This window comes from Arthrobacter sp. MW3 TE3886 (assembly GCF_041262145.1).
Lineage (GTDB): Bacteria > Actinomycetota > Actinomycetes > Actinomycetales > Micrococcaceae > Arthrobacter.
The window spans coordinates 4,574,659-4,590,898 of sequence record NZ_JBGCAN010000001.1; the positions used below are offsets into that span (position 1 = coordinate 4,574,659).

Consider the following 16,240-nt stretch of genomic DNA (forward strand, 5'->3'; position numbering starts at 1 on the left):
TACTTGCTACTGGTTGCGGACCAGGCTCACCCAGGTAAAGCCGCCCGGGGCCACACTGATGCGGCCGGACTGAGCTGCCGCGTTCTGCTGGGGACCTGCGTTGACGGGCCGGCCGGAGGCATCAAAGGCCTGCTGGCTCCAATGGAACCCTGCGGGCAGGTTCAGCCTCCGTTCGATGCGTGCCGGGGCCGCGCTGACGTAGAGCGTGGACTCGGCACCGGGACCGGAGACCGAGACGGTGGAGAGCTGCGGCTGGACCAGCAAGGCGTCGAGGTTGGCTGGGCTGTCGAACTGCGGGACGGCGGAGCTGGCTGGGGAGGCGCTAGTTGGCGGGAATCCGGTCCAGCCTGGCGACGCCGATCTTCGAATCAGCCATGCCGTAGAAGACGAACAGCTGCTCGCCGATCTTCTCGATCGCGGTCGGGAAGACGACGTTGGGCACGATTCCGGACATCTCGTCTTCGGTTTCGGGGGCCAGGAGCGGCTTGTCGCTGCGGGCGATCACCTTGGCGGGGTCATCGGCGTCGAGGATCATCGCGGCGGCGGTGTAGTTGACGTTCTGCTGGTGGTCGAACGCGGACTTCTCCAGCGCGCCGGAGACGCCGTGGTGGATCAGCAGCCAGCCTTCCTCGACGCGGATCGGCGCGGGGCCGCCGCCGATTTTCAGTTCCTCGAACGGGAACTCGCTCAGGGCGACGAGCCGGTGCTTGGCCATGTGGACGAGGTTGCGGATGTCCGCCTCGACGTCCGCGACCGGTGCGTAGGAGATCCAGATGCCGGGACGGTTGTCGGTGACGCCGGCCGGCAGGTGCTCGCCCTCCCCCTCGCGGATCCAGCCGAGGTCCCACATCGGGCGGTGCAGCATCGCGTAGGAGGGCACGCCGTCGGGGTCGTTGACGGGCTCCGGGAAGAACACGGCGTCCTTGTTCGGGAAGAGGTTCAGGTCCATCGACAGGTCTGCCTGGTAGCCGAAGAGGCACGGGCCCAGGCGTTCCCAGTTGCGCAGGTCCTCGGAGTAGGCGAAGGCCAGGCGCGGACCCAGCGGGCCGTAGGCGACGTAGGTCATCAGGTGCTTGCCGAGGGCGGGGACCCAGGTGGTGCGGGGGTCCTCGGTGCCGGCGTTGTTCAGCCCGCGTTCCCAGCCCTCATCGGGGGCCAGGACGATGCCCTGGCGTTCGACGCCGGTGGGGACGCCGTCTTCAATGACGACCTTGGCCAGTCCCACCCGGGAGACGTTGCCCTTGGCGACCAGGCGCGGCAGCAGGTACAGCTCGCCGTCGGGGCCGCGGCCGCTGGCGGGGTTGAGCACACCTTCGGCCTCGAATTCGTTGCCCGGTTCCGGAGTCATGATGACGCCGGCGCGGGTGAGGGTGAAGGGGACGGTGGGCAGTGCGGAAGTGTGGGGGGAGGTCATGGATTAACCCTTTACGCTGGAGCCGATATTGGTGGAAATGAACTGACGCTGGAAGAAGATGAAGAGTGCGACTGCGGGTGCCGCGAGGACGCAGGCGCCTGCCAGAATGGCGCCGAACGGGTTGGACGCCGTGGCGGAGATGTTGGAGATGTAGTTCGCCAGGGAGACGGCGAGCGGCTGGATGGACTGGTCCTTGGTCACCAGGAACGGCCAGAGGAACTCGTTCCACGGCCCGATGAAGGTCAGCAGGACCGCCGTGACAATCGCGGGCTTCACCAGCGGGATGGCGATCTGCCACAGGATCCGCAGTTCGGAGGCGCCGTCGATCCTGGCCGCCTCGAAGAGGGTGGAGGGCAGCTGCATGAAGTACTGGCGGAAGACGAACACGGCAGTGGAGTTGATCGCGAAGGGCAGGATCATGCCCAGGTACGTGTCCGCCAGGCCGTAGTCGCGCACGATCATCACGTAGAGCGGGATGAGCAGCAGCTGGAACGGGATCATCTGTACCAGCAGCATCATCCCGAATACCAGCCCCTCGCCGCGGAAGTGCATCTGCGCCAGGGCGTACCCCACCAGCAGGCCGAAGACCACGGTGAAGAAGATGACGCCGCCGGTGAAGATGCCCGAATTGACCAGGCCCTTGAGCAGGTTGATGGAGTTGTTGATGTTCGCGTAGTTCTCGCCGGTGATGTTCGCCGGATTGGGGAACGCCCCCGCCACCGAGGTGTCCGGTGAGGTCTGCAGCGAGCCGATGAACATGTAATAGAACGGGAAGAGGAAGACGAACGCGCCCAGCGCCAGGAGCACGAAACTGCCGAGGCCGAGGCTCCTACGCTTCTCCACGCCGGAGGCCCCCGCACCCTGCTTGCCCGCCGGCTTGACGGGGCGGCCGCCGTTCTTGTTGCTGCTGCTGGTCCCGTCGTTCTCATCGTTGGGCGCGGCTGCCTTGTTGAGAATTGACATGTCAGTCCTCCTTCCCGCCCACGAGGCGTTTCTGGATCAGGGCAATCAGCAGCACGCCGATCACCAGCACCACACCGAGTGCGGCGGCCAGATCGGGGTTCCCCTGCAGGATGCCCATCTGGTACATCAGGAACACCGGGGAGGTGGAGGCGCCGTCCGGGCCGCCGCCGCCGGTGAGCAGGTAAGGTTCCGTGAACAGGTTGGCGCCGGTGATGGTGGCCAGCAGGGTCACCAGCACGCTGGCCGAGCGGACGCCGGGGACGGTGATGTTCCAGAACTGCACCCACTTGCTGCCTCCGTCCACCGCGGCGGATTCGTAGAGCTCCTCCGGGATGTTCTGCAGCGCGGCCAGGTACAGCAGGATGAAGAACCCGAGCTGCTTCCAGGTCACGAACAGGGCTACGGTGGGCATCGCGAGCCAGGAGTTCACGAGCCACGAGGGGTTCGGGGCCAGTGGTCCCAGGACCGAGTTGACCAGGCCGTTTTGCTGGAACAGGAACAGCCAGACGCCGACGACGGCGACGCTCGCCGTGACGTACGGGACGTAGTAGCTGACCCGGAAGAACGTCTTGAGCTTGGTCACGCGGTTCAGGGCGTTGGCCAGGACCAGGGACAGTCCCACGGTCAGCGGCACGTTGATGACCAGGAAGATTCCGATGTTGGCGAAGGAACGCTGCACGGCCGGGTCGGTCAAGACGGTGATGTAGTTCTCCAGGCCCACGAAAGGCCGGTCGACTTTGACCTTCGGCGCGGTGAAGAAATAGTCGTGGAAGGAAATGTAGACGGCGTAGCCAAGCGGGAACGCCAGCACGCCCAGGATGTAGATGACGTAGGGGGCACTGAACAGCAGGCCCAAGGGCTGGCGGCCCAGGAAGTTCTTGCGCTTCCTGGCCGCCGTCCGCCGGTCCTCTGGCTTCCGGCCCCCTGCCTGAGGGGTGCTCTCGCCAGCAGTTTGGCCGGAGGCCGCGCCGCCGTCAGCTGAGCGAAGTGACATGGAGATTCACCCGCTACTTCTGCGCTGCCAGTTGGTTGATCTTCTCGGCGGAACCCTTGAACGCGGCGTCGACGCTTTCGTTGCCGAAGATCACGGCCTTGGCGTAGGCGGTGCGGAAGGTCTGCCAGATCTCAACCGAGTTGGGTACGTTGGGCACCTCCACAGTGCGGCCGGCCTGCTCCGCGAACTGCTTGTAAAGCGGGTTCTTGGCGAAGTAGTCCGCGTAGGCGGTCGGGAGGTCCTTGCGCATCGGCATCTGGCCGGTGTCGGCGAGGAGCTGGCCGTCCTGTTCCTTGCTGGTGGCGAACTTCATGACTTCCCAGGCCGTTCCCTGATTTTCGCAGGCGGAGTACATGGCGACGTTCTTCGCGTCCGAGAAGGTGGAGCCTTCAGCCTGCGCCTGCGCGGCCGGGACCGGCACGGCACCCCAGTTGACCTTGTCCTTGTAGGCGGCGATGGCCCACGGCCCGGCCAGCGACATGGCGGCCTTGCCCTCGGCGAAGGAGTCGCCCTGGTAGACCTCCTTCGAGGCCAGGTTTTCCTTGTACAGGGTTTCGAACATGGTGGCGACCTGCTTGCCCTGGTCGCTGTCGAACGTGGCCTTGCCATCCTTGACCAGCGGAGCGCCCCCGGAGTTGGCTGCGTAGAAGGGGTAGAAGTCGAACCAGGACTGGAAGAAGTCGCTGGCGGGGGACGGCCAGACGGCGTTGGCCGCGGCTCCGGACTTCACCAGCGTGCGGGCCGTGTCCAGGAATTCGGCCTGCGTTCCGAGCTTGGGGTTCTCGGCGTCCAGGCCGGCCTTCTTGAACAGGTCCTTGTTGTAGAAGAGGACCACGGGGTTGGACTTCCAGGGCAGCTGGTACATCTTGCCGTCGCCGGACTTGTACTGGTCGGCGAGGTCGCCGGTGCGGTCCTTGATGTACTGGGCGCCGTCAGGGAAGGAATCCAGCGGGACGAGTCCGCCCTGCTTCTGGAACTGCGGAACGGCGACAGGTGCGGTGTTGAAGACCAGGCAAGGGGCGTTTCCGGCGGTGATGGCCGCGCCGATGACTTCCTCGGAGCTCTTGCCGGCCGGGATTTCCTGGGCATCGATCTTCTGGTCCGGGTGTGCGGAGTTCCACGACGCAACCATGGCCTTGCCCCACTTGACCTCGAACTCGTTGTTCGAGTACCAGATCTTGATGGGGCCCTTGGCGGTCGTTGCCGACTCGGCGGTGCCGCCGCTGGCGCCGCCGCCGCAGCCGGCCAGGCCCGCTCCCATGATGGTCAGTGCGGCCACGGACAAGACTCGCGTGGCAGTTGAAAAGCGCTTCATTGCGTCTCCTTGGGAGGGTTATTCTGACGGTGCGTGCCAGGGTTAGGTGTTCAGGGTTGCGTGTTCAGTGTTGCGTGTTCAGGGTTTGGTTTTCAGGCAGGAAGAATGCGACGGGCCGCGGGGGATTTCCGTCCGGCGGACCGCCGGTCAGTCTGGGGCCGGTCCGGTGGAGGCCCTGACCACCAGGCGCGGTGCCGGGAGGAAGGTGTCCTCGCCGGGGCGGGCCCCGGCGAGCTGGTCCAAGAGGAGCTGGGCTGCGACCCGCCCCCACAGCATGGGGTCGGTGGCCAGGGTGGTGAGCGGCGGGTTCAGGTACTGGGTGAACTCCGCATTGTCATAGCCGGTGACGGAAAGGTCTCCCGGGACGCTGAGGCCGAGGGACTGCGCGTAGGACTGCCCGGCGGTGGCCATCAGGTCGTTGGCGTACACGATGGCCGTGGGCCGGTCCGGCCGGCGGAGCAGTTCTGCGGTGGCGGCCACGCCGCCCGCGGCCGTGAAGTCGGCGGCGGCAAAGTGGTCCGCCGGGAGCCCGGCAGCGGCCAGCGCATCCTCCCAGGCCTGGCGGCGGCTCCGTCCGTGGATGTATTCCTGCCCGCCGCCCACATGGGCGATCCGGCGGTGCCCCAGGGCCACCAGATGTTCCACCGCCGCGACGATGCCGGCCGACTCGTCCACGGAGACCGCGGGAAACGGGGAGCCGGCGCCCGGCCGGTTCAGGGTGACCGCCGGCAACTTGAGCTCCAGCAGGAGCGGGATGCGGGAGTCGTTGTGCCGGACGTCGGTGAGGATCACGCCGTCGACCCTGCCGTTGTCCACCAGCTTGCGGTAGCAGCGTTCCTCGGCGCCCGGCGCCGTGGCGACGCTCAGGACCAGGGTGTAGTCGTGTTCCGCGAGCGCGGTCTCGATCCCGGCGATGAAGGCTGGGAAGAACGGGTCCGTTCCCAGCAGGGACGGATCCCGGGCCACCACGAGGCCCAGGGCGTAGGCCTTGGCGGAGGAGAGCCCTTTCGCCCGGAGGCTCGGCTTCCAGCCGAGGTCCTTGGCCACCCTGAGGATGCGGTCCCGGGTGTCCGGGCTGACCCCGGGCAGGCCGTTGAGGGCGTAGGACACGGCACCCTTGCTGACGCCGGCCGCGTGGGCGACGTCGCTGATGGTGACTGCCATGGAGCCGTTCCCTTCGGATGGGGTCCTGAGGCAGCTTCCTGCACTGAACCGGTTAAGTGATGTGACCTACTAAACCGGTTCAGTTGCGGCTTGTCAAGGACGGTTCCCGCAAAGTTCCCGCCCGGCGGCGGGGCAGCACCTGCCACGCCACAGCGTTTCAGCAGTTGGCCGGCCTGTATTCGTAGGTCCCGGCATCGGCCGCGCCACCGCCCTGGCAGTCGCCCTTTTGGTTGGCCGGCCGCCCGTCCAGATCCATGGGGAAGGGGCTGATCCCGGCCCGGTCAATGGCCGGGCTCGCGCCGGAGAGGCGGAGATCGGCGGGCGCGTTCACAAAGTCGGCCGGCTCGGTGGTGGAGGTCGCGCTGGGAACGATGTTCGTGGGGCCGTTGAGGACGTTTTCCTGTTCGGTCCAGCCAGTGCCGTCCATCCACAGCGCGTTGCGGGCGGCCACCAGGATGTTCCCCTTGACGACCGTGGAGGCAGGGCACGACGCGTGGCAGACCAGGGCCTGGGAGTCCGGCCCGTCCAGCCACACGGTGTTGTATTCGAACGTGGTGCCGTTGGTCGGGCCGAAGGACGACGTCCTGCCTCGCGCGATCAGCCCCGTGGCCTGGGAGCAGTTGGGGCCGCAGGTGGCCCGGACCAGGTTGTAGCTGAACGTGTTGCCGTCGGCAGTTCCGCCCTTCCCGCGCCCCAGCTCGGAGAAGACGTTGTTATCCACGGCCACGTTGTGGTGGATCCTGTTCCGGTTGCCGTTGAAAATCTCAAACGCGCCGCCGTCGTGGCCAAAGTCGTAGGACACCGCGGTGGAGCCGGTGACGGTGTTGCCGGTGAACTCGTTGTCGTTGCCGTTGATCAGGAAGCCAAACGCGCCCGAGTCGTCGTCGCACTTCAGGGACGTCGCGGTGCCGCACAGCTCCCCCGGCGTATTGACGTTCATGATGTTGTTGTCGGCCAGCGTGTTGTTGGCATAGGTGCCGAAGTCGGAGCCCTCGCTCACCTTGATGCCGGCGGCATTGTTCCTGGCGGCGGAGTTCCGCACGGAGCCGTGGTCGCCATAGAGGCTGAAGCCTGCATAGCCGCACGATTCCGCCCGCAGGCCGTCCACGGTGATGTAGTCGCCGTCGATCCTGACGCACGTACCTGTCAGCCCGCCCGTAATGGCGGGCGGATCGCCGTTTCCGTAGGCATTCAGGGTGACCTTGAGCCGGCTGGTGCCGCTCTGGCCGACCACCAGACCGCCGGAGAAGGTGTCTCCGCGGCGAAAGCTGACCGAGTCCCCGGGCCGCAGCGCGGTGGCGCTGACCTTGTCGAGCGTCGCCCAGGCCGATTGCGGCGACGTCCCGTCGTTCAGGTCGCTGCCGTCGGCGCTCACGTAATACGTGGCGCCCTCGGACGACGCCGGCGCGGACGCGGACGGGCCGCCGAGCAATCCTCCCAGGAACAGCAGGACGAGCAGCGTGGCGGCGGCTGTGGACTTGATCTTCATGGGTGCACCTGGGTTTTCGCCATGTATCCGCGGTTCCGGGCGCCACCGCCAACCGGCGGACCACATCGGCACCCTGAGGGCCTTAACGCTAAGAGCGGCCCCGCCCTAAGTCAACGGACGAGTCCGGCCCGCGCATCAAAATGTTCTTTTTTGCTACTTGACGTTCTTTATTGTGCGATTATGATAGCTAATGATGTGAGCTGCTTCACTCCACCCGCGTTATTTCAAAGGAGAAATTATGACCATGCATGAAGACGCACTGCTCCGGGCCTCCAGCCGAGGCGGGTGGGACCGGAGGACGCTGCTGAAGACCTTCGGCGCCGGGGCAGTTGCGATGGCCGGCATCCCCCTGCTCTCAGCCTGCACGGGCGGCAGCGCTCCTGCCAGCGGCGGCGCCAAGACGGCCACGTTCGGTTCCGGGTCCTCCGATGAGGTCCCCAAGGCCGCTTACAAGGCGGTGACCGACGCTTTCCAGAAGAAGTCCGGCATCACGGTCACCACGAACGTGGTGGCGCACAACGACTTCCAGAACAAAATCAACACCTACCTCCAGGGGAGCCCGGACGATTCGTTCACCTGGTTCGCCGGCTACCGCATGCAGTACTACGCCGGCAAGGGACTGCTCGCCCCGATCGACGACGTCTGGGAGAAGGTCGGCGGAAACTACTCCGACGCCCTGAAAAAGGCCTCGACGGGCGCCGACGGCAAGATGTACCTGATTCCGAACTACAACTACCCCTGGGGCTTCTTCTACCGGAAGAGCCTCTGGACGGAAAAGGGGTACACCGTCCCCACGACGTTCGATGAGTTGAAGGCCCTCGCCACCAAGATGAAGGCCGACGGCCTGATCCCGATTGAATTTGCGGACAAGGACGGCTGGCCCGCCATGGGCACCTTCGACTACCTGAACATGCGCCTGAACGGCTACCAGTTCCACATGGACCTCACAGCGCACCGGGAAAGCTGGGACCAGAAGAAGGTCAGCGATGTCTTCGACACCTGGAAAGCCCTTCTCCCTTTCCAGAACCCGAACGCCCTGGGCATGACCTGGCAGGACTCGGCGAAGTCCCTCGCGGACAAGAAATCCGGCATGTACCTGCTCGGCTCCTTCCTCACCCAGCAGTACACGGACAAGGCAATTGCCGACGACATCGACTTCTTCCCGTTCCCCGAGGTCGCGGTGGAAGGCCGGGACGCCATCGAGGCACCCATCGACGGCCTGCTGCTCTCCAAGAAGGGCGGCCAGAACCAAGCCGCGCGGGACTTCCTTGCCTACGTCGGAACCCCGGAAGGACAGGATGTGTACGCCTCAGTCGACTCGTCGAACATCGCCACCGCCAAGGGCGCCGATACGTCCAAGTTCACGCCCCTGAACAAGAAGCTGGCCGAGGCCATCAGCGGCGCCAAGAACATCAGCCAGTTCTTCGACCGCGACGCCCTGCCCGCCATGGCCAACAACGTGATGATCCCGGCGCTGCAGTCCTTCATCAAGGACGGCAACGTCGATGTGAAGAACCTGGAAGCCCAGGCCAAGTCGCTGTACGCCGCCCAGTAGGGCGACTGACCGCGCGGTTGACCGCGCGGTCAGCACGGCTCTTCTCCACTGCATCTCACTCTGCATTTCACTCTGCATTTCACTCTGAATTCACAAGGCAAGGAATCTCCATGAGTGTCTCTACCAATCCGTCGGCGCGGGGGCGCAAAGCAGCCGCCGCCCCCGCGCGGCGGGTTCGGCGGCTGTCCGGCCGCGACAAGGTGGTGCTCGGCTTGATGGTGGGCGTCCCCACGCTGATCCAGCTCGTATTGGTCTGGATCCCCACCCTCATGTCCGTAGGACTGTCCTTCACCCGCTGGAACGGGCTGGAGCTGACCGACATCAAGCCCGCCGGCGTCGAGAATTACCAGTTCATCGCCCAGGACTACCCGCCGTTCTGGCCGGCCATGCAACACAACGTGCTGTGGCTGGCCTTCCTGGCACTCGTCGCCACTCCGCTGGGGCTGCTGCTGGCCGTGCTCCTGGACCAGAACATCCGCGGCACGCGGATCTACCAGAGCATCTTCTTCGCCCCGGTGATGCTGTCCCTGGCCCTGATCGGGATCATCTGGCAGCTGTTCTACAACCGGGACAGCGGCCTCCTGAACTTTCTGCTCGGCACCGCCGGCACGCCCCAGGCCGTTGACTGGTTCGGGGACTCCAGCGTCAACATCTGGGCTGCCCTCTTCGCCGCCACCTGGCGGCACGCCGGCTACGTCATGATCCTGTACCTGGCCGGGCTCAAGGGCGTGGATCCGACCCTGCGCGAGGCTGCCCAGATCGACGGCGCCAACGCGGTCCAGACCTTCTTCCGGGTGATCTTTCCGGCCATGCGCCCGGTCAACGTCATCATCATCGTCATCACCGTCATCGAATCCCTCCGGGCGTTCGACATCGTCTACGTGATCAACCGCGGCACCAACGGGCTGGAACTGATCAGCGCCCTGGTCATCCAGAACCTGGTGGGCGAGGGGCAGGTGATCGGCATCGGCTCGGCGCTGGCCGTCATCCTGCTCGTCATCTCGCTGATCCCCATCACGTTCTACCTCTCCCGCGCGTTCGGAAAGGACAAAGAGGCATGAGCATCGCCCATCCAACCGATGCCGCCGCGGCCGGCAGCCCGGCCGACGACCGGCAGCGCAGCTCCGGCCCCGGCAGGACCGGCCCCCGCCCGGACCGCCCGGCCAACAACAAGCAGGGCAAGAGGCACTACGGCACCCACGTCTTCCTCATCGTCATGGCGGCGATCTGGCTCGTCCCCCTGGCCTGGGCCGTTTTCACTGCCCTGCGGCCCAAAGCTGACACCGACAAATACGGCTACTTCAGCACCGGCGGCGCCTTCAATTTCGACAACTTCGCCCAGGCCTGGACGCAGGGCGGCTTTTCCCAGCTGTTCTGGAACTCCGTGCTCATCACGGTGCCCTCGGTGTTCCTGATCCTCTTCTTCGCCTCCATGATGGCGTTCGCCGTGAGCCGGGTGAGCTGGAAGTTCAACATCACGCTGCTGATCATGTTCACCGCCGGAAACCTGCTGCCGCCGCAGGTGCTGGCGGCACCGCTCTTTGAAATGTTCAAGCACTTCGAGCTGCCCTACGCCGTGAGCGATTCCGGGAACCTGCTCAACACCTACATCAGCGTGATTGCCGTGGATACCGCCTTCCAGATCGGGTTCGTGACATTCGTCCTCTCGAACTACATGAAGGCCCTGTCCCCCGAGCTGACGGAGGCAGCCCTGGTTGACGGTGCCGGCGTCTGGCGCCAGTACTGGGACATCATCCTGCCGCTGTGCCGCCCGGCCCTGGCCGCCATGGGCACGCTCGAGGTGATCTTCATTTACAACGACTTCTTCTGGCCCCTGCTCTTCATCCAAAGCGGCGACCGGCTTCCGGTCACCACCGCGATCAACAACCTCCAAGGCCAGTTCCTCTCCAACTACAATCTGATCGCCGCCGGCGCCATGATCACGGCGATTCCGGCCCTGATCATCTACCTGCTCCTGCAGCGCCACTTCGTGGCGGGCCTGACCCTCGGCTCCAGCAAAGGATAAACGTGGACTTCAACACCACCCACCACAACGGCATGGACTACATCACCGCCCGCCTCGGTTCCGAGGGCTCCCCGATGCTGGCATTCGGCGGGGACTACAACCCGGAGCAGTGGCCCGAGGAGACTTGGGACGAGGACGTCCGGCTGATGCGCGAGGCCGGCGTCAACCTGGTCAGCGTGGGCATCTTCAGCTGGTCCCTGCTTGAGCCGTCCGAGGGCGTCTACGAGTTCGGCTGGCTGGACCGGGTCCTGGACCTGCTGCACGCCAACGGCATCCGGGTGGACCTGGCGAACGCCACGGCGTCACCTCCGCCCTGGTTCAGCCACAAATACCCCGAGTCCCTGCCGGTAACGGCCGACGGCGTGCGGCACAGTTACGGTTCCCGGCAGGCCTTCGCCGCCTCGAGCGCCGAATACCGCCGGGCCGCCGCGGCACTGACCGAGCAGATCGCAGTCCGGTACAAGGACCACCCCGCCGTCGTGATGTGGCACGTCCACAACGAGTACGGCTGCCACAACCAACCGGATTTCTCCGACGGCGCCGCCGCCGGCTTCCGGCGCTGGCTCGAACTCCGGTACGGCAGCCTCGAGGCCCTCAACGCCGCGTGGGGCACCGCTTTCTGGTCCCAGCGCTACTCGGCCTGGGAGCAGATCCTGCCGCCGCGCACCTCCGGGACCTGGGTCAACCCGACCCAGCAGCTGGATTTCGCCCGCTACTCCTCCGATGAACTGCTCGAATGCTACAAGGCCGAGGCCGCGATCATCCGCTCGCACTCGGGGCATCCCGTGACCACCAACTTCATGGGCTTCAACATGGGCCTGCACCAGCCCGTGGACTACTGGCGCTGGTCCGAGGAAATGGACGTGGTCTCCAACGACCACTACCTGATCGCCGAAGACCCGCGGAACTTCCAGGAACTGGCGGCAACCGCGGACCTCACCCGCGGCTGGGCCAAGGGCCAGCCGTGGCTGCTCATGGAGCATTCCACCTCCGCCGTGAACTGGCAGCCCCGCAACATCGCCAAGGCGCCTGGTGAGATGCTGCGCAATTCCCTGCAGCACGTTGCCCGCGGCGCCGACGGTGCGCTCTTCTTCCAGTGGCGGGCCTCGCGGGCCGGCGCCGAGAAGTTCCATTCCGGGCTGCTGCCGCATGCCGGCACGGACACCAAGGTTTGGCGCGAAGTGGTCCAGCTGGGACAGGCGCTGCGCAGCCTGGCCGAGGTCAGCGGCTCGGTGGTTACGGGCGCGTCCGGCCGGGTGGACGTCGCAATCCTCCACGACACTGACGCGCGCTGGGCCTCGGAACTGGACTCGCACCCGAGCGTGGATGCCTCCAACATCGCCGAAACCCGGCGCTGGCATGATGCCTTCTACCGGGCCGGCATCCCCACCGACTTCCGCCAGGGCACCGATGACCTTTCCGGCTACCGGCTCGTCGTCGCGCCGATGCAATACCTCGTGAGCGATGCCGGGGCCGCGAATCTGGACGCGTATGTGCGTTCCGGCGGCCACCTCGTGGTGACCTATTTCTCCGGTATCGTGGACGAAAATGACCACATCAGGCTTGGCAGCTACCCCGGCGCGTTCAGCGGACTGCTGGGCGTGAGGATGGAAGAGTTTTTCCCGCTGCGCGGCGGCGAAAGCATCCGGCTCAGCAGCTTCGGGGCCGGCACCTGCTGGAACGAAATGGGGCATGCCACCACCGCCGAGGTCCTCGCGGCCGTGGAGGAGGGACCGGCCGCCGGTTCTCCGGCCGTGACCCGTAACCGCGCCGGAAGCGGCCGCTCCTACTATGTCGCCACGTCACTCGCGCCGGAGGGGCTGGCCGAACTGCTCGCCGTCGTCTGCGCCGATGCCAGGGTGCAGCCGCTCGTTCCCCATCTGCCGGACGATGTGGAAGTGGTCCGGCGCAGCAAGGACGGGACGGACTGGACATTCTGCATTAACCACGGGGCCCACGACGTCCGGCTGCCGCTGGAAGGCGTGGACCTGCTCACCGGCGCCGAGCTCGACGGCGGGCTCGGCCTCGCGGCCGGCGGTGTCGCCGTCGTCCGTTCGGCTGCCGCCCAATTGGTCGGCACCTCCGCCGGCCACTCAACCCCGTCAAGCCAGTCAGACCCGTCAAGCCTGCCAAACCGCTCAAACCTGTAAGGACTCCACATGCTAGCCGCAGCCCGCCATTCCGCCATCCTCGCGGAGGTCCAGCGTGAGCGGATCGTCCGTGTCGCGGACCTCGCCAAGATGCTCGGCGTCTCGCTGATGACCGTGCGGCGGGACATCGAGGCCCTCGACGCGGCGGGCGCCGTGGAGAAGATCCACGGCGGGGCCAAGCTGCCCGGCGGGGCCGGCACCCACGAACCAGGCTTCGAGCTGAAGGTGACCCAGCTCAAGGACGAGAAGATGGCGATTGCGCAGGAGGCGGCCGCACAGGTGCGCGAGGGCATGGCGGTGGGGCTCAGCGCCGGCACCACCACGTGGGCCCTGGCCCAGCTGCTGTCCGCCGGCCCGCGGATCACGGTGGTCACCAACTCGGTGCGGATCGCGGACGTCTTCCACCAGAGCGCGTCCCCGTCCACCGTGATCCTGACCGGCGGCGAGCGCACACCCTCCGATGCCCTCGTCGGGCCGCTGGCCACTTCCTCGCTCAAGCAGCTGCACCTGGACGTATTGTTCCTCGGCGTCCACGGTGTCGACGCCGACGCCGGGTTCACCACCCCCAACGTGCTCGAAGCCGAAACCGACCGGGCCTTCGTCACCGCTGCCCGGCGGGTGGTCGTGCTGGCCGACCACACCAAGTGGGGCACCCTCGGCATCAGCACGATCGCCAGCCTGGAGGACGCTGACGAACTCATCAGCGACGACCTCCTTGGCAGCGAGGCCCGGCGCATCCTTGGCGAGCGCGTCGGCCGGCTCCGCCTGGCCAGTACCGGCGATGCCCGGAGCACCAGCGCAGCCAGCCCCGCAGCAGCCACAGCCTGACCGCACGGCCCCCGCCCACCCAAACCACTACGCCTGGAGCTGCCGTGAACAACCCGGACCTCATCGTTGCCGCCGAGACCCGATCCCCCGTGGGCGTCCCGGCGCTGTTGTCCTCGGATCTGGAGCCGTTGTACCTGCGCCGCTCCGGAACATCCCTGCTCATCGACTTCAGCACGGGCGAGGCCGCCATGCTGCACTTCGGCGCCGATCTCGGCCCGGCCCTGCCGGATCTTTCGCTGCTGGGCGAGGCCGTGCCGCACTCGGCCCTCGATGTCCCGGTCACGCTGGGACTGATCCCGCAGGCGTCCTCCGGCTGGCGCGGGCGGCCCGGCCTCCGCGGCCACCGGAACGGCCAGGCGTTCTCGGCCCGTCTGCGCGTAGTCAGTGTCGAGCGGTCCAGTGTTGAATGTTCCCACGGGGAGGACTGTTCGGCGGTCATCACCCAGGCCGACCCCGAGGCCGGTGTCAGCGTCCGCACGGAGATCAGGATCAACGACGGCGGCCTGCTCCAGCTCCGGCACCGGCTCGATAACCACGGCGCCGGCCCGTACAGCCTCGACGAACTCGCCGCCGTGTTGCCCGTGGGCCGCGGCGCCACAGAAATCCTGGACCTGACCGGCCGCTGGTGCCGGGAGTCCCACCCTCAGCGCCTGCCGCTGCGCCAAGGCACGTGGGTCCGCTCGGGCCGGCACGGCCGGACCGGCCATGACGCCTCGCTCCTGCTGGCCGCCGGCACCCCCGGATTCGGCAACCGCCACGGGCAGGTCTGGGCCGTGCATCTGGGCTGGAGCGGCAACCACGAGAGCTTCGTTGACGCCGCCGCGGACGGCCGGACCGTCATGGGCGCCTCGGAACTGCTCGGCGCCGGCGAGATCAGCGTGGCCGCGAACGCCAGCTACGAGACCCCGTGGCTGTTCGCGGCGTACTCTGCCGCGGGCCTGGACGGCATCAGCGATGCCTTCTACACCTGGTTCCGCGCCCGGCCGCACCACCCCGGCGTGCGGTCCGGCAAGGCCCGTCCCGTGGTGCTCAACGTCTGGGAAGCGGTCTACTTCGACCACCGACTCGAACCCCTGCTGGAACTCGCCGAAGCGGCCGCCGGGCTCGGCGTGGAACGGTTCGTCCTCGACGACGGCTGGTTCCGCGGCCGCCGTGACGACCATGCGGGCCTCGGCGACTGGTACGTCGACGAGGACCTGTGGCCCGCGGGCCTCACGCCGCTGATCGACGCGGTCACCGGCCACGGCATGGAATTCGGGCTCTGGGTCGAACCCGAAATGGTCAACGAAGACTCCGACCTGGCCCGCGCCCACCCGGACTGGATCGCCGGCCCGGCCCAGCGTTCCGCGGGCGGCCCGGCCGGCCGGCTGCCGGAACGGTGGCGGAACCAGCAGGTCCTTGACTTGGTCAATCCGGCTGCGTGGCAGTACATCTTCGACAGGCTCGATGCCCTGTTGAGCGAATACCGGATCAGTTACCTCAAGTGGGACCAGAACCGGGACCTGGCCGAGATGGGCCACGCCGGCCGCCCGTCCGTTCACGCCCAGACACTGGCCGCCTACCGGCTCCTCGACGAGCTCCGCAAGGCCCACCCCAGCGTCGAGATTGAAAGTTGCTCCTCCGGGGGCGCCCGCGTGGATCTCGGCATCCTGGAACGCACCGACCGGATCTGGGCCTCGGACTGCAACGATGCCCTGGAACGGCAGACCATCCAGCGCTGGACCGGCGTGGTGGTGCCGCCGGAGCTCGTCGGATCGCACATCGGCCCCACCACGAGCCACACCACCGCGCGAACACATGACCTCTCGTTCCGGGCGATCACCGCGATGTTCGGCCACTTCGGCCTCGAATGGGACGTCCGGCGTCTCGCCGCTGCCGAACGGACCGAGCTTGCCGGGGCCATTGCGCTGTTCAAGCAGTACCGGCCGCTCCTGCACAGCGGGCGCATGGTGCGGGCCGACGAGCCCGATCCGGCCCTCCGGCTGCACGGCGTCGTGTCCCGCGACGGCGGCGAGGCCCTCTACGCCCTGGTGTCCGTGGCGACGTCGTTCGCCGAAGTCCCGGGGCGGGTCTGCCTGCCGGGACTTCTCCCGGACGCCGCGTACCGGGTGGAAGCGGTCTACCCCGCGGCCGATGACCGGCGGGCGTTCCTGCAGGCGGCGCCACCGGCGTGGCTTGTGGGCGGCATCGAGGCCTCGGGACGTTTCCTGGCCGAATCCGGGCTCCCCATGCCGGTCCTGAACCCGGAACACGGGCTGCTCCTGGCCGTCCGCCGTGTCACCGCGGCCGCTCCGGCCGCCGATCCAGCCGCAAACAGCGCTCACCCCGTGAGGAACCCCTAG

Annotated in this window: 13 protein-coding genes; 6 read left to right on the plus strand and 7 right to left on the minus strand. The window is 66.9% G+C overall.

The features are described 5' to 3' along the window. Nucleotides 1–6: 6 nt before the first annotated feature. The 7 genes from ABH915_RS20895 to ABH915_RS20925 all read right to left on the minus strand — a co-directional run bounded on the left by ABH915_RS20895 (nt 7) and on the right by ABH915_RS20925 (nt 7,339). Entirely contained in the window at nt 7–264 is a 258-nt protein-coding gene (locus tag ABH915_RS20895; RefSeq protein ID WP_370124874.1) for a hypothetical protein, read from the minus strand. Nucleotides 265–322: 58 nt separating this feature from the next. Beyond that, the gene (locus ABH915_RS20900; RefSeq protein ID WP_370124875.1) at nt 323–1,414 is read right to left on the minus strand and encodes a glycosidase; all 1,092 of its coding nucleotides are present in this window, start codon (nt 1,412–1,414) and stop codon (nt 323–325) included. A 3-nt stretch (nt 1,415–1,417) separates the two neighbouring features. Further along, a complete protein-coding gene (locus ABH915_RS20905) occupies nt 1,418–2,377 on the minus strand; it encodes a carbohydrate ABC transporter permease (RefSeq protein WP_370124876.1) in 960 nt (319 codons plus the stop codon). A 1-nt stretch (nt 2,378) separates the two neighbouring features. Beyond that, a complete protein-coding gene (locus ABH915_RS20910) occupies nt 2,379–3,371 on the minus strand; it encodes a carbohydrate ABC transporter permease (protein ID WP_370124877.1) in 993 nt (330 codons plus the stop codon). A gap of 13 nt (nt 3,372–3,384) precedes the next feature. Next, nucleotides 3,385–4,686 (minus strand): sugar ABC transporter substrate-binding protein, encoded by a 1,302-nt coding sequence (locus tag ABH915_RS20915; RefSeq protein WP_026538231.1) that lies wholly within the window; start codon nt 4,684–4,686, stop codon nt 3,385–3,387. Nucleotides 4,687–4,833: 147 nt separating this feature from the next. Continuing rightward, the gene (locus ABH915_RS20920) at nt 4,834–5,850 is read right to left on the minus strand and encodes a LacI family DNA-binding transcriptional regulator (RefSeq protein WP_370124878.1); all 1,017 of its coding nucleotides are present in this window, start codon (nt 5,848–5,850) and stop codon (nt 4,834–4,836) included. Nucleotides 5,851–6,007: 157 nt separating this feature from the next. Then, nucleotides 6,008–7,339: a hypothetical protein gene (locus ABH915_RS20925; RefSeq protein WP_370124879.1), complete on the minus strand. Its 1,332-nt coding sequence runs from the start codon at nt 7,337–7,339 to the stop codon at nt 6,008–6,010. A gap of 238 nt (nt 7,340–7,577) precedes the next feature. On the opposite strand from ABH915_RS20925, the gene ABH915_RS20930 reads away from it, so the two are divergent. The 6 genes from ABH915_RS20930 (at nt 7,578) to ABH915_RS20955 (ending at nt 16,240) form a co-directional block, all read left to right on the plus strand. Further along, the gene (locus ABH915_RS20930; protein WP_043422939.1) at nt 7,578–8,894 is read left to right on the plus strand and encodes an ABC transporter substrate-binding protein; all 1,317 of its coding nucleotides are present in this window, start codon (nt 7,578–7,580) and stop codon (nt 8,892–8,894) included. A 110-nt stretch (nt 8,895–9,004) separates the two neighbouring features. Further along, nucleotides 9,005–9,955: a carbohydrate ABC transporter permease gene (locus ABH915_RS20935; protein WP_018774003.1), complete on the plus strand. Its 951-nt coding sequence runs from the start codon at nt 9,005–9,007 to the stop codon at nt 9,953–9,955. Next, nucleotides 9,952–10,920 carry a carbohydrate ABC transporter permease gene (locus ABH915_RS20940; RefSeq protein WP_370124880.1) on the plus strand — a complete coding sequence of 323 codons (969 nt, stop codon included), beginning with the start codon at nt 9,952–9,954 and terminating at the stop codon, nt 10,918–10,920. Before ABH915_RS20935 ends, ABH915_RS20940 begins: the two co-directional genes overlap by 4 nt. 32 nt (nt 10,921–10,952) lie before the next feature. Continuing rightward, on the plus strand, nt 10,953–13,070 hold the full coding sequence (locus ABH915_RS20945) for a beta-galactosidase (RefSeq protein ID WP_370125053.1): 2,118 nt from the start codon (nt 10,953–10,955) through the stop codon (nt 13,068–13,070). A 9-nt stretch (nt 13,071–13,079) separates the two neighbouring features. Next, nucleotides 13,080–13,898: a DeoR/GlpR family DNA-binding transcription regulator gene (locus tag ABH915_RS20950; protein WP_370124881.1), complete on the plus strand. Its 819-nt coding sequence runs from the start codon at nt 13,080–13,082 to the stop codon at nt 13,896–13,898. 119 nt (nt 13,899–14,017) lie between these two features. Next, entirely contained in the window at nt 14,018–16,240 is a 2,223-nt protein-coding gene (locus tag ABH915_RS20955; protein ID WP_370125054.1) for an alpha-galactosidase, read from the plus strand.